This window comes from Sandarakinorhabdus sp., from assembly GCF_040398665.1.
Classification (GTDB): domain Bacteria; phylum Pseudomonadota; class Alphaproteobacteria; order Sphingomonadales; family Sphingomonadaceae; genus Sandarakinorhabdus.
Genome location: NZ_JBBATQ010000001.1, coordinates 515,543 through 533,937, shown reverse-complemented (window position 1 = coordinate 533,937; position 18,395 = coordinate 515,543). Strand labels below are relative to the sequence as shown.

The 18,395-nt window shown below is 65.6% G+C and carries 15 protein-coding genes; 5 read left to right on the top strand and 10 right to left on the bottom strand.

Annotated features, from left to right (window positions below; all coding sequences use genetic code 11):
- The first annotated feature begins 57 nt into the window (after positions 1 to 57).
- The 5 genes from ABWP22_RS02515 to ABWP22_RS02495 all read left to right on the top strand — a co-directional run bounded on the left by ABWP22_RS02515 (position 58) and on the right by ABWP22_RS02495 (position 6,125).
- Positions 58 to 594, top strand: coding sequence for a J domain-containing protein (locus ABWP22_RS02515; protein ID WP_353198346.1), 537 nt, complete (start codon positions 58 to 60; stop codon positions 592 to 594).
- Positions 595 to 729: 135 nt separating this feature from the next.
- A complete protein-coding gene (rpe, locus tag ABWP22_RS02510; protein WP_353198345.1) occupies positions 730 to 1,398 on the top strand; it encodes a ribulose-phosphate 3-epimerase in 669 nt (222 codons plus the stop codon).
- Entirely contained in the window at positions 1,398 to 3,152 is a 1,755-nt protein-coding gene (locus tag ABWP22_RS02505; protein WP_353198344.1) for a heparinase II/III family protein, read from the top strand. The genes rpe and ABWP22_RS02505 overlap by 1 nt, the downstream gene beginning before the upstream one ends.
- A 144-nt stretch (positions 3,153 to 3,296) precedes the next feature.
- Positions 3,297 to 4,883 (top strand): bifunctional phosphoribosylaminoimidazolecarboxamide formyltransferase/IMP cyclohydrolase, encoded by a 1,587-nt coding sequence (purH, locus tag ABWP22_RS02500; protein ID WP_353198343.1) that lies wholly within the window; start codon positions 3,297 to 3,299, stop codon positions 4,881 to 4,883.
- A gap of 96 nt (positions 4,884 to 4,979) precedes the next feature.
- Positions 4,980 to 6,125: a serine hydrolase domain-containing protein gene (locus ABWP22_RS02495; RefSeq protein ID WP_353198342.1), complete on the top strand. Its 1,146-nt coding sequence runs from the start codon at positions 4,980 to 4,982 to the stop codon at positions 6,123 to 6,125.
- Here the strand turns inward: ABWP22_RS02495 and ABWP22_RS02490 are convergent.
- The 10 genes from ABWP22_RS02490 to ggt all read right to left on the bottom strand — a co-directional run bounded on the left by ABWP22_RS02490 (position 6,122) and on the right by ggt (position 18,234).
- Positions 6,122 to 6,571, bottom strand: a complete 450-nt coding sequence (locus ABWP22_RS02490) for a hypothetical protein (protein WP_353198341.1) — start codon at positions 6,569 to 6,571, stop codon at positions 6,122 to 6,124. The two genes, ABWP22_RS02495 and ABWP22_RS02490, sit on opposite strands and share 4 nt — an antisense overlap.
- A complete protein-coding gene (hisD, locus tag ABWP22_RS02485) occupies positions 6,568 to 7,863 on the bottom strand; it encodes a histidinol dehydrogenase (protein WP_353198423.1) in 1,296 nt (431 codons plus the stop codon). The genes ABWP22_RS02490 and hisD overlap by 4 nt, the downstream gene beginning before the upstream one ends.
- Entirely contained in the window at positions 7,847 to 8,509 is a 663-nt protein-coding gene (gene hisG, locus ABWP22_RS02480) for an ATP phosphoribosyltransferase (RefSeq protein ID WP_353198340.1), read from the bottom strand. The genes hisD and hisG overlap by 17 nt, the downstream gene beginning before the upstream one ends.
- Positions 8,510 to 8,788: 279 nt before the next feature.
- Entirely contained in the window at positions 8,789 to 10,735 is a 1,947-nt protein-coding gene (locus ABWP22_RS02475) for an alpha/beta hydrolase family protein (RefSeq protein WP_353198339.1), read from the bottom strand.
- Positions 10,736 to 10,793: 58 nt separating this feature from the next.
- Positions 10,794 to 11,669 carry a 3-hydroxyisobutyrate dehydrogenase gene (gene mmsB / locus ABWP22_RS02470; RefSeq protein WP_353198338.1) on the bottom strand — a complete coding sequence of 292 codons (876 nt, stop codon included), beginning with the start codon at positions 11,667 to 11,669 and terminating at the stop codon, positions 10,794 to 10,796.
- A 113-nt stretch (positions 11,670 to 11,782) separates the two neighbouring features.
- Positions 11,783 to 12,556: an enoyl-CoA hydratase gene (locus ABWP22_RS02465; RefSeq protein WP_353198337.1), complete on the bottom strand. Its 774-nt coding sequence runs from the start codon at positions 12,554 to 12,556 to the stop codon at positions 11,783 to 11,785.
- Between the two features lie 41 nt (positions 12,557 to 12,597).
- Positions 12,598 to 14,094, bottom strand: a complete 1,497-nt coding sequence (locus ABWP22_RS02460; protein ID WP_353198336.1) for a CoA-acylating methylmalonate-semialdehyde dehydrogenase — start codon at positions 14,092 to 14,094, stop codon at positions 12,598 to 12,600.
- A 47-nt stretch (positions 14,095 to 14,141) separates the two neighbouring features.
- Entirely contained in the window at positions 14,142 to 15,104 is a 963-nt protein-coding gene (locus tag ABWP22_RS02455; RefSeq protein ID WP_353198335.1) for a cation diffusion facilitator family transporter, read from the bottom strand.
- A 116-nt stretch (positions 15,105 to 15,220) separates the two neighbouring features.
- Positions 15,221 to 15,679, bottom strand: coding sequence for a DeoR family transcriptional regulator (locus tag ABWP22_RS02450; RefSeq protein ID WP_353198334.1), 459 nt, complete (start codon positions 15,677 to 15,679; stop codon positions 15,221 to 15,223).
- Between the two features lie 836 nt (positions 15,680 to 16,515).
- The gene (gene ggt, locus ABWP22_RS02445) at positions 16,516 to 18,234 is read right to left on the bottom strand and encodes a gamma-glutamyltransferase (RefSeq protein ID WP_353198333.1); all 1,719 of its coding nucleotides are present in this window, start codon (positions 18,232 to 18,234) and stop codon (positions 16,516 to 16,518) included.
- Positions 18,235 to 18,395: the final 161 nt, after the last annotated feature.

Sequence of the window (18,395 nt, the reverse complement as noted above, 5' to 3'; positions counted from 1 at the left end):
CCAGACTCGCATGACGCCGTCCAATGACGTAGAACGAGCCTGAGAGGGAGAGCCGCCGTGGCACGCCAGCGACGCAATGATGATTGGGGTTTCCCGCGCTGGCGGGATTATGGCAGCGACCGCGCCGCCGCCAATGTGCGCCTGTGCGACCGCGACGGCTGCAGCAATGTCGGTGACCGCCCCGCGCCCAAGGCCCCCAACAGCCCGGAACGCTGGTGGTTTTGCCTGGATCATGCGGCGCAATACAACGCTGAATGGGATTATTTCCGCAATCTCACGCCCGAAGAAGCCGCCGCCCGCGCCAAGGCCGAGGAAGGCCAGCGCCGTTATACCCGCGCCAATCATTGGGAATGGGGCGTTGAGGGCGACGGCAGCCGCAGCCGTGCCGAACTGGATGCGCTGAAATTGCTGGGGCTGGGCAGCGATGCCGACATGCCGGCGATCAAATCCGCCTGGCGTGCCGCCGCCAAGGCCAGCCACCCCGATGTCGCCGGCCCTGGCGCTGAGGCCGCCGAACAGTTTCGCGCGGTTCAGGCCGCCTGGGCCGTGCTCGAAGCGGCCGATGCCGTGCGCACCGCCGCCAAGCAGGCCTGAAGCGCCCGCCGATCTTCACCAAAACGGCGGCAGGCTTTCCTCGGTCACAACAGGCGCGCGCGCCAGCTGCGGAGCGCGCCCTTTTCTTTTGTCACCATGCTTTCAGGCGTGCGTGCCCCCTGCTAAATCACCACCATGCAAGGCCCGATCCGCATCGCCCCGTCCATATTGTCTGCCGATTTCGCCCGGCTGGGCGAGGAGGTGCGCGCCATCAGCGCCGCCGGGGCGGACTGGATCCATGTCGATGTGATGGACGGGCATTTCGTACCCAACCTGACCATCGGGCCGATGGTGGTGAAGGCGCTGCGCCCGCATTCCATCCTGCCGTTCGATGTGCATCTGATGATCAGCCCGGCTGATCCCTATCTTGAAGCCTTTGCCGAGGCTGGGGCCGATATCCTGACCGTGCACCCCGAAGCCGGGCCGCATCTGCACCGCACCGTGCAACGCATCAAATCGCTTGGCAAGCAGGCCGGCGTGTCGCTCAATCCGGCCAGCTCGGTCAGCCTGATCGAGGATGTGCTGGGCGATATCGATCTGATCCTGGTGATGAGCGTCAACCCCGGTTTTGGCGGCCAGGGCTTCATCACCAGCCAGCTGAAGAAGATCGAGCGCCTGCGCCGGATGATCGACGACAGCGGCCGCACCATCCATCTGGAGGTCGATGGCGGGGTGGACGCCGGCAACGCCGCCACGGTGATCGCCGCCGGCGCCGACGTGCTGGTGGCCGGCACCGCCAGCTTCAAGGGCGGCGCCGCGCATTATGCCGCCAACATCGCCGCACTGAAGGGCCTCAAGCGCTGATGGCCAAGGCGCCCCCGTCACCGCCGCAGGACGAGGACGCCAACCTGCGCCGCACCGGCGGTGACCGCGGCCTGTCATTGACGGAGCGTTTGTCAGCCGGGCTGCGCAGCCGGCTTTATGCGACGCCGCTGCACAGCTTGCGACTGCGCGGGCGCTTTCCCCTGAAATTGCTGGGCGTGCCAACCGATCCGGTGCCGGGCGATCCGCACATCGGGGAGCGTATCTTGGCCGGACGGCTGATCCACGCCGGCCACACCGCCATGATCCGCGACCTCTGCTTTGCTGCGGCCGGCACGCCGGTAGCGTGGCAGGATTGGGCACATGGCTGGCAATGGCTGCGCGATCTGGCCATCCAGCCCGACAAGAAGGCCGCCACGCAGGCCGCCGAGGCGCTGGTGCAGCGCTGGCTGGACGAATTTGCCGCCTTCGACGCTGCGGCCTGGCGCGCCGATCTGACCGGCATGCGGCTGCTCATGGCGTTGGGCCATGCGCCGCTGATCCTGTCGTCATCCGACCAGATTTACCGATCGGCGCTGCTGTCGGCCATTGCCACCTGGTCGCGGCATCTCGATCGCTCCGCGCGCCGCCTGCCGGAAGGGCTGGGCCGCGCGCAGGCGCTGTGCGGTCTCTACGCCGCTGGCATCCTGATCCCCGGCGGGCAGGTGCGCGCCGAACTTGCACTCGCCGGTTTGCAAACATTGTTGCCGGCACTGGTGCTGCCCGATGGCGGCATCGCCAGCCGCACACCGGTTGATGCGCTGGCGCTGGCCGATCTGCTGCTGTTCACCGCCGCCGCACCCGAAGCGGTCGGCAACCGCGCACCGCCGATCTTTGCCGACACGCTGGCGCGGCTGGTGCCGGCCTTGCGCGGGCTCATGTTGGGCGATGGCCAGGTGGGGGCGTGGCATGGCGGCGCCGTGATCAATGGCGATGCGCTGGATCGGGTGGCGCGGCGCGCTGCCACCGGCATCGAACTGCGGCGCGGCGGGCGCTGGAGCGGCTTTCACCGGCTGTCGGCCGGGCGATCGGTGGTGGTGGTCGATGCCGGGCCGCCGCCATCGGCGCGCCTGTCCAACCATGGCCATGCCGGCACGCTGGCCTTTGAAATGAGCGACGGCGACGAGCGGCTGATCACCAATTGCGGCGGCGCGATCGGCCTGGGGCGCAGCAGCGCCGCACCGCTGGCCCCGGCGCTGGTCGCCGGCCTGTGCACCACGGCGGCGCACAGCACGTTGGTGATCGCCGACACCAACAGCACGCGCATCCGGGCCGATGGCACGCTGGGTGCCGGTGTGGAGCAGGTGATGCTGACGCTGCGCACGGCCGAGGGTGGCCAGTATCTCGATGCCAGTCATGATGGCTATGCAAGGCGCTATGGCGTGATCGTGCGGCGGCGGCTGCTTCTGGCGGTGGATGGCACCGAACTGGCCGGCGAAGATCTGATCGAGGCCGGCCCATCGCGCCTGCTGCGCCGCCGCGGCGACCGCGCTTTCGATCTGCGCTTCCATCTGGGGCCGGGCGTGTCGGCCACGCCCACTGCCGACGGCCTGGGCGCGCTGCTGAAATCGCCGGCCGGGCGCATCTGGGCGTTCAAGGTGCGGCGCGAGGATGGCTCGGCGGCCCTGTCCATCGATCCTTCGATCTGGGTGGATGGCGACGGAACGCTGCACCGCACCCAGCAACTGGTGGTGTCGGGCCGCACCGAAAAGCTGGCGGCCGATCTGCACTGGAGTTTAAAGCGGGCCGGGAAATAGCGCGCGTTCCCATCAAATCTGGTCGCCACCGCTTCGAAGGGGTCGCCCGCCAGCCTTCTTCTTGGGGGGGATGACGGTGATCAAATTTGGTTGGCAGGCGCTCCGGGGCTGACAAGGCCGCTGCAAATCGTTACGCGCTCCCCCATGACCGATCTCGTTCCCATCCGCCGCGCCCTGCTTTCCGTATCGGACAAATCCGGGCTGGAACCGCTCGCCGCTGCCTTGGTGGCGCGCGGGGTGGAGCTGGTTTCAACCGGCGGCACCGCGGCGGCACTGCGCGCGCTGGGGCACCATGTGCTGGATGTCGCGGCGCTGACCGGCAGCCCGGAAATGATGGACGGCCGCGTGAAGACGCTGCACCCGCGCGTGCATGGCGGCTTGCTGGCACTGCGCGATGATCCGGCGCATGTCGCCGCGATGCAGACGCATGGCATCGGCGCCATCGATCTGGCGGTGATCAATCTCTATCCCTTTGCCGCCACCGTGGCCAAGGGGAGCCCGCGAGCCGACATCATCGAGAATATCGACATCGGCGGGCCGGCAATGGTGCGATCGTCGGCGAAGAACCACGAATATGTCGCGATCCTGACCAGCCCCGATCAATATGGCGACGTGATCGCGGCGCTGGACGCGCATGACGGTGCGACCCCGCTGAGTTTGCGCCGGCAACTGGCCGCTGCAGCGTTTGCGCACACCGCCGCCTATGACGCCGCGGTCGCCAGCTGGTTTGCCTTTGCTGATCAAGGCGAGCAATTCCCGGCCGTGCTGCCCATCGCGCTCACCCGCAAGGAAACGCTGCGTTACGGCGAAAATCCGCACCAGCAAGCCGCACTTTATGTGCCGCAAACCGGCGCGCGCGGGCTGGCGGCAGCCACGCAGTTGCAGGGCAAAGAACTGAGCTACAACAATCTGAATGATGCCGATGGCGCGCTCGATCTGATTGCCGAATGGCGCGACAGCGGCCCGGCCTGCGCGATCATCAAGCATGCCAACCCCTGCGGCGTCGCCACCGGCACCACCCTGGCCGAAGCCTATGGCAAGGCATTTGATTGCGATCCGGTCTCGGCGTTCGGCGGGATCATCGCGGTCAACCAGCCGCTGGATGGCCCGACGGCGGAGGCCATCACCCAGATTTTCACCGAAGTGGTGATCGCGCCAGGCGCCGATGACGCCGCGAGAGCGGTATTTGCCACGAAGAAAAATCTGCGCCTGCTGATCGCCGATCTGCCCGATCCGCGCCGGCCCGGCCTGATGCTGCGCCCCATATCGGGCGGCATGCTGGTGCAGAGCCGCGACAATGGCGCGGTGGGCCGCGACGCCGTCCAGGTGGTGACGCGGCGCGCGCCGACCGAAGCCGAATGGGCCGATCTGCTGTTCGCCTGGACCGTGGCGCGCCACGTGAAATCCAACGCCATCGTCTATGCCCATGGCGGCGCAACGGCGGGCATTGGCGCCGGCCAGATGAGCCGGCTCGATTCGACGCGCATTGCGGCGCGCAAGGCCATCGATGCGGCCGAAACCGCCGGCTGGCCGCAGCCCCGCACCATCGGTTCATGCGTGGCATCCGACGCCTTCTTCCCCTTCCCCGATGGCTTGATCGCCGCGGCGGACGCGGGCGCCACGGCCATCATCCAGCCGGGCGGATCGATCCGCGACAAGGATGTGATCGCCGCCGCCGACGAACGCGGACTGGCGATGGTGTTCACCGGCATGCGTCACTTCCGGCATTGAGGGGCGCGGGGGAACTCCCACGCCCACCCCTCCCGCTTGCGGGAGGGGCCAGGGCTGGGCATCCGGCCTAAGCTGTCCGCATAACAGGGAGGCCATATGCGCGACCGCATCATCACTGCACTCGAGGCCGCGCTCGCCGCCGGCAATATTCCCGGCGCCGTGGCCATGGTCGGCAATCGCGCCGGCATTGTTGCCGAGGCCGCGATCGGGCAGAAATCCCCCGGCGGCACGGCGATGCCGGTCGATGCGCAATTCCAGATTGCCTCGATGACCAAGGCCATAACCTCGGTCGCAGCAATGCAACTGGTCGAGCGCGGCAAGCTGGCGCTTGATGCCCCGCTGGGGGCGTTGCTGCCTGATCTGGCGGAGGTACAGGTGCTGACCGGCTTTGCCGATGATGGCACCCCGCAGTACCGGGCACCCAAACAGGCCGTCACGCTGCGCCACCTGCTCACCCACACCTCTGGCCTGGGCTATGAATTCATGGCTGCCGAACTCGTCCGTTACCGCGCTGCGGTGCCGGCCGCGCCGTTCAGCCGCGCCGCGCTGGTCACGCCGTTGCTCGCCGATCCCGGTGAGGCCTGGCTGTACGGCACCAGCACCGATTGGGTGGGGCTGGCAGTGGAGGCGGCATCGGGGCAATCCCTGGCGTCGTGGTTCAACGACCATATCACCGGCCCGCTCGGCATGGCCGAAACCGGCTTTTTCGCGCCGCAGGCCGTGGGGGATCGGCTGGTGCCACTGCACGTCCGCACCCCCGATGGCGGCCTGATGCCGTTGCCGATCAGCTTCAATGGCGGCGGTGAATATGATTCGGGCGGCGGCGGCCTGACCAGCACGGCGCGCGATTACATGCGGTTCGTGCGGATGCTGCTGAACGGCGGCAGCCTGGATGGCGAGCAGATCCTGCAGCCCGAAACCGTTGCGGACATGACCCGCAACCAGATCGGCGATTTGCGGGCCGGCGTGCTGGAAACCACCGTTCCCGGCATGTCGAGCACGATGGAATGGTTCCCCGAGATGACCGCCAAGTGGGGCCTGGGCTTCCTGATCAACCCCGAAACCACGCGCGACGGCCGCACCGCCGGTTCCTGCGCCTGGGCTGGCATCGCCAACAGCTATTACTGGTTCGATCCCGCCCGCGATATCGCCGGCGTGCTGATGATGCAGTTCATGCCGTTCGGCGATCCCGCCGCGCTTGCCACGCTGTCGGCGTTCGAGCGGGCGGTCTATACCGATTAAGCCAGCAGCAGGATCGGCACCAGCGCACCCGCCGCCAGCATCAGCAGCGAAATCCGCCGCGTCGATTTCGTGCCGATCGCAATGGCCGCGCCCAGCAAGGTCGAAAGCGCCAGCGCCATCGCCAGCGCCGCGGTGAAGATCTTCATCGGCAAGGCCTTGGCCGCCTTGGCCTTGCGCTCCGCCAGCTTGGCCGGGTCCACTGGCGGCTTCGGCTTGGCGGCTTCGGGCTTCTTCTCCGGCTCGGCCTCCGGCAGGCGCTGATCGATGTGCACACTGCCCATCGTTGCCATCCATTGCGGCGGTTCGGCGCCGTCCCACCCACTCGCCTGTTGCAGGCGGAACGACTGCAACCCGCCCGAGATCGCGAAGAACAGGATCGCCGGGGCGAAAAACACCGCGATATAAAGGTGAATCTGGCGGATCGTGCGCAGGGTCTTGGGTGTCATGGTCTCTCCAATCGCAGCCGGATCGACGCTGCATGCGCCGCCAGCCCTTCCACGTCGGCAATCGCCGCCCCGGCCGGGCCGATCGCGGCCAGGCCGCGCGGGCCGCAATCGAGGAAGGTCGTCCGTTTCATGAAATCCGCCACGCTGAGGCCCGACGCAAAGCGCGCGCGCCGCCCGGTGGGCAGCACATGGTTGGGCCCGGCGAGATAATCGCCCGCCGCTTCCGGCGTGTGCCGGCCCAGGAACACCGATCCGGCATGCCGCATCCGCGCAAACAGCCAATCGGGATCATCCACCATCAATTCCGCATGCTCCGGCGCCAGCGCATCCAACAACGGCAGCGCATCGGCCAATGCATCCACGACGATGATCGCGCCATAATCCCCCCACGACGCACCCGCCACCGCTGCGGTGGGCAGGGTTTCGAGCTGCCGCGCCACCGCCTGTTCGACTGCATCGGCTTCCGCCGCACTGGTGGTGATCAGGATCGATTGCGCCACCGGATCATGTTCGGCCTGGGCCAGAAGATCGGCGGCAATCCAGTCGGGGTTGGATTTGCCGTCAGACACGATCACCACTTCCGATGGCCCAGCCACCATATCGATGCCGACAACGCCATAAAGCTGGCGCTTCGCCTCGGCGACAAAGGCATTGCCCGGCCCGGTGATCACATCAACATGGGGAATATGCGCAGTGCCATGGGCAAGCGCCGCAATTGCCTGCGCGCCGCCGATGCGGAAAACACGGCTGACCCCGGCGACACGCGCGGCGGCCAGCACCAGCGGGTTGATCACGCCATCGGGGGTCGGCGTCACCATCACCAGATCGCGCACGCCCGCCACCACGGCGGGAATGGCGTTCATCAACACCGATGACGGATAGGCCGCGCGCCCGCCCGGCACATACAGCCCGGCGGCATCCACCGGCGTCCAGCGCACCCCCGTCCGCACCCCGGCCGCGTCCACCGCATCATTGCCCTGCGGTTTCTGGCGTTCGTGGAAATCGCGGATGCGCGTCGCCGCCAGATCGAGCGCGGTGCGCAGGTCCGGTGCCAGCCCGGCCAACGCGGCATCGAGATCGGCCGGCGCAAACTCCCAACCGGCCGCATCCAGATCAACCCGATCGAACTTCGCGGTCAGTTCCGCCACCGCCGCATCGCCACGGCTGCGCACATCGGCGACGATGCCGGCGACCACATTGGAGACATCGCCGGCATCGTCGCGCTTGGCATCGACCAGCGCGGCGAATGCTGCCGCAAAGCCGGGCGCGTGCGCCTCAAGCCGCTGCGGCATCTGCATTCTCGGTGAGGCCGCGCATGGCATCGATGATCGGCACGATGCGCGGATCGGTCTTGAAGGCGGCGCGGTTGGCGATCAGCCGGCTGGTGACCTGGGCAATCACTTCCACTTCCTTCAATCCGTTTTCGGCCAGCGTCTTGCCGGTGGAGACCAGATCGACGATACGGCTCGACAGGCCGACCAATGGCGCCAGCTCCATCGCACCATTCAGCTTGATCACCTCGGCCTGGATACCGCGCGCTGCAAAATGCCGTCGCGTCAGGCCGGGATATTTGGTCGCCACCCGCACATGGCTGAGCCGCGACAGATCGGGATCGAGATCGGCCGGTTGCGCCACCGACAGCCGGCAATGGCCGATGCCAAGATCGACCGGCGCGTAAATCTCCGAAAAATCGAACTCCATCAGCACATCATTGCCGGCAATGCCCAATTGCGCTGCGCCGAACGCCACGAAGGTCGCCACGTCAAAACTGCGCACCCGGATCACCTGCACATCGGCGCGGCTGGTGGCAAAGGTCAGCTTGCGGCTGTTCTCGTCATGAAAATCGGCTTCGGGCACGATGCCGATGCGGGCGAGCAAGGGCAGCGCCTCTTTCAGGATGCGGCCCTTGGGGAGAGCGAAGGTCAGTGGCGCGATCATGGTGGCGCGGGGCATAGCGCGGGCGTCAGCAAAACGCCACAGCGCGGGCGCCGCATGCCACACACGCCGGCTGGCGGCATGACTCTGTCGGTGAGAAAGAGCATCAGGATTGCAGCAACCGCTGTCCAGTTTTGACCGTTTGGACGAATCGGGCGGGATTCAGCCTTGAAATTGCTGCGTTAAGGAAAAAATGCCGGCGTCAACAGCCAGGGATGTCACCATCATGCCAGCATCGGTGCGTGTAGGACAGGCCGCAGGCCGCCCGCCGTTGGTTGGCGGTCACGGCGCCGGATCGGGCGGATTGTGCTTTTCCAGGAACGCCACCTGCGCCTCCAGCATGGCGATGCGGGTGGCCGGGCGGGACAGAAAATGGTCTTCTCCGGCCAGTTCCAGCCACTCCACCGGCTTGCCGGCCTTTTTCATCGCATCGAGCATCAGCTTGCTCTGCGCGATGGGCACCACCGTATCGTCACGCCCATGGATCAATTGCAGCGGCACGGTCACGCGGCTGGCCAGCGTGGCCGGCGACCAGGCATCGATGCTGGTGTCATCCACGCCCTTCGCACCCATGAAGCGCTGCCAGAAACGCAGCGTGCCGTTGCGGTCGTCGCCGGTGTCGCGCACTTCCTGCCGCAGCATGGCGCGCAGATCGGACACGCCAGCCACCGCCGAAGCGCAGCGATAGACGCCGGGATCAAGCGTCACCCCGGCCATCGCTGCATAGCCGCCATAGGACGCGCCGACGATGCAGACGCGCTTTGGATCGGCAACGCCCTTGGCAACCAGATCGCGCACGCCATCGGACAGATCGGTCTGCATCTTGCGGCCCCATTGGCCATTGCCGGCATCGCGGTGCGCCTGGCCGAAACCGGTCGAGCCGCGGAACTGTGGCTGCAGCACGGCATAGCCGCGGCTGGCCAGGCCTTGCGCCCACCAATCGAAGCCGGGATAATCACGGGCAGCCGGGCCGCCATGGGCAAACACCACCAGCGGCAGATTCTTCGCCGGCCGCCCGCGCGGCAGGGTGAGATAGGCCGGAATTTCCAGGCCATCGGCGGCCTTGTAGCGGTAGGTGGTCACCGGGCCGAGCAGTTCGGGGCCGATGCCTTCGTAGCGATCGGCCATATATTCCACCGCGCCCTTGGCGCGATCGACCCTGAACAGCGCGACGCCATTCTTCTCGCCCTGCACGTCCAGAATGATCGTCTTGCGGTCGTCGCTCCAGCTTTCCAGCCGCACCTGTTCGCCGGGGAAGGCCTTGATGATCCCGCGCCACAGTTTCTGGTCGTCCGGGTTGAAGAAGTTGTAATCGGTGCGGTCCAGCTTCACATCGATGGTGCCGATCACGGTTTTCGTGCGGCGATCGGTGAGCACATTGTCGCCATCATAGGCGTCGGTGGGGCCGGACACGCTGCCATCGGCCACCTTGATCTCATAATCCTCCCATTCGCCGCTCTTGCGGCTGGACATCAGCAGCGTGCAGGCATCGCGGCCAAAGCTGTAGACATTGGGCCGATCAAGCAGCGCGGTTTCGCCATAGACCTTGCGAAACCCATCCTTGCCGTTCAGCAGCAGCCGCCATTCGCCGCTGCGGCTGCCATAATCCTCGCGCGCCACCGGCTCACCATCGGGGCCGATGATGAAATCCACCGTATCGGGCGTGCCGATCCTGGCCACCCTGCCGACGGCCCGATCCAGCCGCAGCTCCACCAGCGCCAGCACACCGTCCAGGGACGGAAAATGGATGGCCGGCACCACCAGCATGGGTTCCCCATCGCGGATCACGGCGCGCGGTGTGCCGGCGGCGACATTCATCGTCTTGTCGATGCCCGACATCAGCGGCTTCCAAGTCTTGCCCTTGGTCAGATCGAGCGCCAGCAGCAGATACCATTCGCGCTTTGGCCCCTGCAGCCCGATCACATCCGTGGTCTTGGAGATGGTGGTGACGACATGGTTGTTGCCCACCCACATCACATCGCGCACCTTGGCCTTTTCCGCCGGGGTGACCGACAGGATCTTGTTGTCGGCCACTGTGCGCACCTGCACCTGCGCGGATTTTTCATCGCCCATCACCGCGGCCCATCTGGTGCCATCGGGGGACAGTTCAATCGTGCTCAACGTGGGCAATTGCCCGAACAGGGTGACCGGTGGCGGGGCCGCCAATGCGCTGGAAGCCAGCAGCGCCATCGGCACTGCGCGCGCAATCACATGTGGCAGCCTGGCCATGCTTCGCCCCCCGCTATGTGACCCTGAAGCCCCAAACAAGCCGGGGCAGCGACCCCTGTCAACCGCGCAGCATGCGGATGATGCCGGAAAAATCGTCGCTGCCGAAGCCGTTGTTGACGAGCAATTGGTAGAGGCTTTCCGCCTGCCCGCCCATCGGCGTTGACGCGCCGGCGGTGGCGGCGGCCTGGGCGGCGAGCTTCAGATCCTTCAGCATCAGGGCGGCGGCAAATCCGCCGGCATAATCGCGGTTGGCCGGCGATGTCGGCACCGGGCCGGGCACCGGGCAGTAACTGGTCATGGACCAGCTTTGCCCGCTGGCCTTGCTGCTGATATCGAAGAAGGTCTGCGCCTCCAGGCCGAGTTTTTCGGCCAAAACAAAGGCTTCGGCGGTGGCGATCATGGTGGCGCCCAGGATCATGTTGTTGCAGATCTTCGCCGCCTGCCCCATGCCCGCCCCGCCGGCGTGGATGACCGCCTTGCCCATATTCACCAGGATCGGCTGCGCCGCCGCGAACGCCGCCGCCGGGCCACCGACCATGAAGGTGAGCGTACCGGCATCGGCCGCCGCGGTGCCGCCCGACACCGGCGCATCGACCATGGCGAGCCCGCGTGCCGCCGCCGCTTCACCGAGGCTGCGGGCGGTTTCGACGTCGATGGTGGAGCAATCGATCAGTACGGCATCGGCGCGCGCGGCGGCGAACAGCGTGGCTTCGTAAGCGGCGCGGACGTGGGTGCCGGCGGGCAGCATGGTGACGATGACGTCGGCCCCGTCTGCGGCTTCGCCCGCGCTGGCGGCCGCAGTGGCACCGCCGGCCGTCACCCGCGCCAGCGCATCGGCGGACAGATCGAAGGCGCGCACATCATGCCCGGCCTTGACCAGGTTGAGCGCCATGCCACCGCCCATGTTGCCGACGCCGATGAATGCGATGTGCATATGCTCCCCTCCCGCTTGCGGGAGGGGCTGGGGGTGGGTCTGCCCGCCCGGACCACTCTCGCTCTTGAAGAAACTCCCACCCCCGGCCCCTCCCGCAAGCGGGAGGGGAGAGCTTAGGCGCCGGTGAAATTCCCCGGGCGCTTTTCCACGAACGCCGCCATGCCTTCCTTCTGGTCGGCGCTGCCGAACAGGCCGTGGAACAGGCGGCGTTCGAAGCGGACGCCCTCTTTCAGGCTCATTTCGAACGCCGCGTCGATTTCTTCCTTCACCGCGATGCTGGCGAGCGGTGCCATGGCGGCGATGCTGGCGGCGAGCTTCAGCGCTTCATCGAGCAGGGTTTCGGTGGGCACGACGCGGGCGACCAGGCCTGAGCGTTCCGCCTCAGCCGCATCCATCATGCGGCCGGTGAGGCACATTTCCATCGCCTTGGCCTTGCCGATGGCGCGCACCAGCCGCTGCGATCCGCCCATGCCCGGCGTGACGCCCAGCTTGATTTCGGGCTGGCCGAACTTGGCGTTTTCGCCCGCGATGATGATATCGGCCATCATTGCCAGTTCACAGCCGCCGCCGAGCGCAAAGCCGCTGACCGCCGCGATCCACGGCTTGCGGGTGGCGGTCACATGGTCATAGCCGGCGAAGAAATTGCCGCCGTACATTTGCGCGAAGCTTTGCCCGGACATTTCCTTGATATCGGCTCCGGCGGCGAAGGCCTTTTCGCTGCCGGTGATGACCAGGCAACGCTGCGACGCATCTTCATCATAGGCCGCAAACGCCGCGATCAGATCGGCCAGCACCTGGCTGTTCAGCGCATTCAGCGCCTGCGGGCGGTTGAGGCGGACGAGGGTGACGGCGCCGTGCTGTTCGATCAGGAGGGTTTCGTAGGTCATATCTCACTCCAACTCCCTCCCCCTTGCGGGGAGGGCGTTTGTTAACCCATCGTCGGAATGACAAAGGCACTGCCGGCATCCATACTGCCATCCGGCCAGCGGCCCGTCACCGTCTTGCGCTTGGTCCAGAATTGCACGCCTTCCATGCCGTGCTGGCCGATGTCGCCGAAAGCGCTGCGCTTCCAGCCGCCGAAGCTGTGATAGGCGACCGGCACCGGGATCGGCACGTTCACCCCGACCATGCCGACATTCACCCGCGCCGCGAATTCGCGCGCCGCGTGGCCGTTGCGGGTGAAGATGGCGACGCCATTGCCATATTGATGCTGGCTGGGCAGCGCGAGCGCGGCTTCGAAATCGGCGGCGCGCACGATCTGCAAGACGGGTCCGAAAATCTCCTCGCGATAGCTTTGCATCGACGGCGTGACATGATCGAACAGCGTCGGCCCGACGAAGAAGCCGCCTTCATGGCCCTGCAAGGTGAAGCCGCGGCCATCGACGACCAGCTCGGCGCCTTCATCAACGCCCATCTGGATATAATTCTCGATCTTCGCCTTGTGCGCCGCGGTCACCACCGGGCCGTAATCGGCTTCCGGATCGGTGCTGGTGCCCAGCCGCAATTTGGCGATCGCCGGCAGCAGCTTGGCGCGCAGCGCATTGGCGGTGTCTTCGCCCACCGGCACCACCACCGGCAGTGCCATGCAGCGTTCCCCGGCGCTGCCGAACGCCGCGCCAGCCAGATCGCGCACCACCGCATCAAGATCGGCATCGGGCATCACCACGGCGTGATTCTTCGCGCCGCCCATCGCCTGCACCCGCTTGCCGCGCGCGCAGCCCTGGCCATGGATATATTCGGCGACATCCGATGAGCCGACAAAGCTGATCGCGGCGATATCCGGGTGGGCGATGATGGCGTCCACCATTTCCTTGTCGCCGTTCACCACGCTGAAAATGCCGTCGGGAAGGCCAGCGCGGCGGAACAGATCGCCGAGCATGTGCGGCAGCGTGGGATCGCGTTCCGATGGCTTCAGGATGAAGGCATTGCCGGTGACGATGGCGACGCCAGCCATCCACATCGGGATCATCGCCGGGAAATTGAACGGGGTGATGCCCGCGCCGATGCCGATGGGCTGGCGAAACGCCGTGATGTCGATGCCGGGGCCGGCGCCGTGGCTGTATTCGCCCTTCATCACATGCGGGATGCCGCAGCAGAATTCGATCACCTCCAGCCCGCGCTGGATATCGCCCCTGGAATCGGCAATCACCTTGCCATGTTCGGAGGACAGCACGCGGGCCAGTTCGTCCATTTCGGCTTCGACCAGCGCCTTGAAGGCGAACATCACCCGCGCGCGGCGCTGCGGGTTGGTCGCGGCCCAGGCTGGCTGGGCGGCGCGGGCTGCTGCCACGGCGTGCTCCAGCAGATCGGCGCCGGCCAGCCGGACCTCGGCCTGTATTGTGCCGTTGTTGGGATCAAACACCGGGCTGGTGCGGGTGCCGTGGCTGACGCTGCGGCCGGCGATATGGTGATCGATGATGCGCATGACCGTGCCTTACGCCGCCAGGCGCAAGCTCGCCACCCACAGATGCATCAGTGCAGGCATCCGTCGGCAACGGCCTGACGGCAATGTTCGGCGCCGGTTTCCACCTGCAAGGTCGCATGGCCGATATCAAAGCGGTGGTGCAGCGCGTGGGCGATGTTGGCCAGCGCCTCGTCACCCGGATGGCCGCCCGGCATCACCAGATGCGCCGTCAGCACCGCGCCCGTCGTGCCCTGCGGCCAGATATGCAGATCATGCACCGCCGCCACCCCGGTCAGCCCGCCCAGCCATTCGTGCACCGCCTGCGGATCAATGCCCGGCGGCACCGCATCCAGCGCCAGTGCGGTCGATTCCTTCAACAACCCCCAGGTGCCGCGCAGGATCACCGCCGCCACCGCCAGCCCGAGCAGCGGATCGACGAAGCTCCATCCGGTCTGGCGGATCACCAGGCCGCCGATCACCACCGCCGCCGACACGCCGGCATCGGCCAGCATGTGCAGATAAGCACCGCGGATGTTCACATCGCCCCCACCTGGACCTGATTTCCGGCCGCGCATGAACAGCAAGGCCGTGCCGCTGTTCACGATGATGCCGATGCCCGCGACGATCATCACCACATCGCCCGACACCGGCAGCGGATCGAACAACCGGTGGATGGATTCAAACGCGATGCCGCCGCACGCCGCCACCAGGATCAGCGCATTGGCCAGCGCCGCCAATATGGGCGAGCGGGTCAGGCCCCAGGTGAAGCGTGGGGACGGCGCCCGCCGCGCCAGCGCCAGCCCGCCCCAGGCGATCAGCAGGCCCGCAACGTCCGACAGATTGTGGCCGGCATCGGCCAGCAAGGCCATGGATTCATACCAGAGGCCGGCGGTGGCCTCGATGGCGACATAGGCCAGATTGAGCGCCACCCCGATGGCAAAGGCGCGGCCGAAATCCACAGGCGCGTGGGTATGGCCGTGGCCACGATGATCATGGCCGCCCAGTGGATGGCTGTGGGCGTGGCTGTGCATGCGGGTGGTTGTACGGGCGGGGTGTGGGCGAGTCGAGTGGGGGGAATGGCCGTGCAGCGGCATTGCCCGTGCCGCCGGGCTTCTGTCAGATGCCGCACATCCAATACAGGCCGCAATTATCTGATTTTGTTCACTTTATCGACACGATCCATGAATTCATTGAAAGATCCCACAACAAGATCCCGCAATTCCGATGTCAGATCCGCTTCACCCAACTGGGGCGGAAGTATGTAACCGCTCGATGCTTTTATAATGATCTTCTTCTCTACCAAAGACACCAATTTACGCCGAACTGTTTCCCGAGGGATATGCAGATTCGACACAATGTCTTTCACGGAGACGCCAATACGTTCACTTTCAGGCAAGGCATTTTCTTCATAGCCATAGATTTTGGCTTCGTCTCGGTTGTTCAAGACAGATTTCATATTTCGAGATGCAATAAAACAACTTATGATAATTTCATCATTGTCGATATCAAGACTTGTTCGGGCCTTGTTCACAAAATTGCAGAAAATTTCGGTAAAGAACAAAGCTGAAAGACGGGTTGGAAGCCGATTGACTTTTGGGTTTGCCATTTCATCCTTGCCCCGAATATATGGTCTTGTGACTGAACGATCCTGTTGCCGTTTCTGTCTTTATCAGAGAATTTGCTTTTGCAAATTCCCGAAACAACAGCATCGAACGGCCTTGAATCTCGGCCAGATCAACAGCGATAAGCGCATGGGATGTCCATATCGATTTGATCAATCAATCATTATTCTTGCCGCAAGCTGCAACTGATCACGTGATTTCCCCTGCTGTTCCAAAACAGCCACGGATTGTATCGGGCAATATCAACTGCTGCATCTATGCCTGTGGCGCGGACCGGACCATGAAGCCCCTGCCATTGCCCTTTTCCAGGAAACACCTGCCCCGAACACCATTTGTCCAACAATTCCAAATCCCGAGGGCAACCAGAATTACAACAACGATGCCCAAACGCACTCCCAGATAGAACCTCATGCGGTCGTAATTGCGCTGTCCTGCTGCGCGTTTCCGGGTCCGTGGCTCGCCGAGGGCCCGACCATCGACGATACCGGCGCAACGCCGATGCTCGGCGGCCGCGGCCGTGATCAAGGCGTCCCGAGCCTGAATTCGCGACCGCGCGCTCGCGGTTGGATCGATGATCGCCCGCCGATTGACGGCGCTCGAGCGTTTTCCGATCAAGTTGGGTCGCCGGCACGGCGGCGGATTTGGTTCAGGGCCCAAGGAATCTTCGGGAGCGAGGCGGGCGCGTTGCCCTTTGCATCCTAACCGACGAGGGACGCCGCCCTGGGCCAAAGACGCCCCGCCCCGAAGGGGTCGCCCGATAGGGCGATGACGCCGATCCAACTTGGTCGGAAAACGCTCTAACCGGTGCGCCGCGGCGTCTTCAAGGTTCGATCGCCATCGCGCCCGGCCGGCGCGGATCCGTTCCGCCCAGAAACACGCCCTTCTCGATCATGATCGATTGGGCGCTGCCCATTGTCTCGTCACGTTCGACCGGATGGCCCATGGCCTCGAGCAGCCGCACCGTATCGGGATTGAAATTGGGTTCCACCCTCAGGCTGTTGCTGGCGCTCTGGAAGATGCGCGGCTGGTGGGTCGCTTCGGCAATGTTCAGGCCGTGATCGACCACATTCACGACGATCTGGACCACAGTGGTAATGATCGTGCTTCCGCCCGGCGTGCCAGTGACCAGCCAGGGCTTGCCGTCCTTGAAGACCAAGGTCGGCATCATGGTGGACAACATGCGCTTGCCCGGCTGCATGCCATTGAGCGGCGGCCGCTCACCCGTCGCGCGCACCCGCCACGCCTCTTCGTGGCTGAAATTGTTCATCTGGTTGTTCAGCAGCACGCCCGTGCCGGCAATCATCACGCCAGAGCCGAAGTCCGAGCCGAGCGTGTAGGTGGTCGACACCACATTGCCATCCTTGTCGGCCACGGAGAAATGGGTGGTCGACGGGCTTTCGAACTGCGTCGGATCACCAGCCGGCAGGTCGCGCATCGGCCGCGCGCGGGCCGGATCGATCATGCTGGCGCGTTGGGCGGCATAGTCCTTGGAAATGAAGCCCTGCACCGGGGCCTTCACAAAGGCCGTATCGCCCAAGACCCGGTAGCGGTCGACATACCCCAATTTCATCGCCTCGGCCATGACATGCAGCGCGGCCGCGGAATTGGCGCCCATGGCCTTGATGTCGAAATGTTCGAGTATATTGAGGATGTTGAGAAGCGTGGCACCGCCCGCGCTGGCCGGCGGCATCGTCAGGATCCTGTGGCCACGGTAAAGGCCTTCCAGCGGCGCCCGCTCCACCGGGCGATAGGCTGCAAGATCGGCCTCGGTGATCAGGCCACCGTTGGCCTGCATGTCGGCGGCAAATTTGCGGGCCACCTCACCCTTGTAGAAGCCGTCGGCGCCCTTTCTGGCGATGATGTCCAGTGTGTTGGCGAGGTCTGGCTGCCGCAACAGCTCGTCCTTGGCATAAGCGGCGCCATCGGCCTTGTAATAGGCGGCCAGCGCGGCCTTGCTCTTGCTCAGCCGCTGCCGACCCCAATCGAACACGAACGCTTCGTCAGCGCTCAACCGCACGCCATCACGGGCCAGTGCCACCGCCGGCGCCACCAGCCGCGCCCACGGCAGCAAGCCCCATTTGCGATGCGCCTCGGCAAGCCCGGCGACCGTGCCCGGCACCGCCGGTGCCAGATAGCCATAGCTGGCTTCGGCGCGCTCCTTGCCGGCCGCATCCACAAACTGGTCGATCGTGGCACGGGAGGGTGCGACACCACGGAAATCAAGCACGCGTGTCTGCCCGGCCTTGGCGTCGTAAACGATCATGAAGCCATCGCCGCCAATATTGCCGGCGCGCGGCAACGTGACCGCCAGGGCAAAGCCCACCGCCACCGCAGCATCCACGGCGTTGCCGCCGTCGCGCAGGATCTTCGCTCCCACGTCGCTGGCGATGCTGTTCTGGCTGACGATCATGCCCCTGGTCCCGATCGTCGGCGAATGAATAGACGGATATTCCAGCAGGCTGCGCGATTGGGCGGCCAATGGCGCCGGCAGCACCAGTACCAGCGATAGAATCAAGGCGAGCAGGCGGCGAAGGATCATCCTGGTTTTCCTGTCAGTCATCCTGGTGGACGGCGGCTGCGGCGGGCGACCGGCGGCCGTCCTGCCCACCGGGCCTTGATCTGCGCCAGCCGGGTCGGCTCCACGCGGGCACCACGCGCGACCACGATGCTGCGTGACGTATCCGTCATGTGCAGGCCCGG

What these genes read in the sequence shown, in the direction of transcription:
- rpe (WP_353198345.1), top strand. Translation starts at nt 730, where the DNA reads ATGCAAGGCCCGATCCGCATCGCCCCGTCCATATTGTCTGCCGATTTC.
- ABWP22_RS02505 (WP_353198344.1), top strand. Translation starts at nt 1,398, where the DNA reads ATGGCCAAGGCGCCCCCGTCACCGCCGCAGGACGAGGACGCCAACCTG.
- purH (WP_353198343.1), top strand. Translation starts at nt 3,297, where the DNA reads ATGACCGATCTCGTTCCCATCCGCCGCGCCCTGCTTTCCGTATCGGAC.
- ABWP22_RS02495 (WP_353198342.1), top strand. Translation starts at nt 4,980, where the DNA reads ATGCGCGACCGCATCATCACTGCACTCGAGGCCGCGCTCGCCGCCGGC.
- ABWP22_RS02490 (WP_353198341.1), bottom strand. Translation starts at nt 6,571, where the DNA reads ATGACACCCAAGACCCTGCGCACGATCCGCCAGATTCACCTTTATATC.
- hisD (WP_353198423.1), bottom strand. Translation starts at nt 7,863, where the DNA reads ATGCCGCAGCGGCTTGAGGCGCACGCGCCCGGCTTTGCGGCAGCATTC.
- hisG (WP_353198340.1), bottom strand. Translation starts at nt 8,509, where the DNA reads ATGATCGCGCCACTGACCTTCGCTCTCCCCAAGGGCCGCATCCTGAAA.
- ABWP22_RS02475 (WP_353198339.1), bottom strand. Translation starts at nt 10,735, where the DNA reads ATGGCCAGGCTGCCACATGTGATTGCGCGCGCAGTGCCGATGGCGCTG.
- mmsB (WP_353198338.1), bottom strand. Translation starts at nt 11,669, where the DNA reads ATGCACATCGCATTCATCGGCGTCGGCAACATGGGCGGTGGCATGGCG.
- ABWP22_RS02465 (WP_353198337.1), bottom strand. Translation starts at nt 12,556, where the DNA reads ATGACCTACGAAACCCTCCTGATCGAACAGCACGGCGCCGTCACCCTC.
- ABWP22_RS02460 (WP_353198336.1), bottom strand. Translation starts at nt 14,094, where the DNA reads ATGCGCATCATCGATCACCATATCGCCGGCCGCAGCGTCAGCCACGGC.
- ABWP22_RS02455 (WP_353198335.1), bottom strand. Translation starts at nt 15,104, where the DNA reads ATGCACAGCCACGCCCACAGCCATCCACTGGGCGGCCATGATCATCGT.
- ABWP22_RS02450 (WP_353198334.1), bottom strand. Translation starts at nt 15,679, where the DNA reads ATGGCAAACCCAAAAGTCAATCGGCTTCCAACCCGTCTTTCAGCTTTG.
- ggt (WP_353198333.1), bottom strand. Translation starts at nt 18,234, where the DNA reads ATGATCCTTCGCCGCCTGCTCGCCTTGATTCTATCGCTGGTACTGGTG.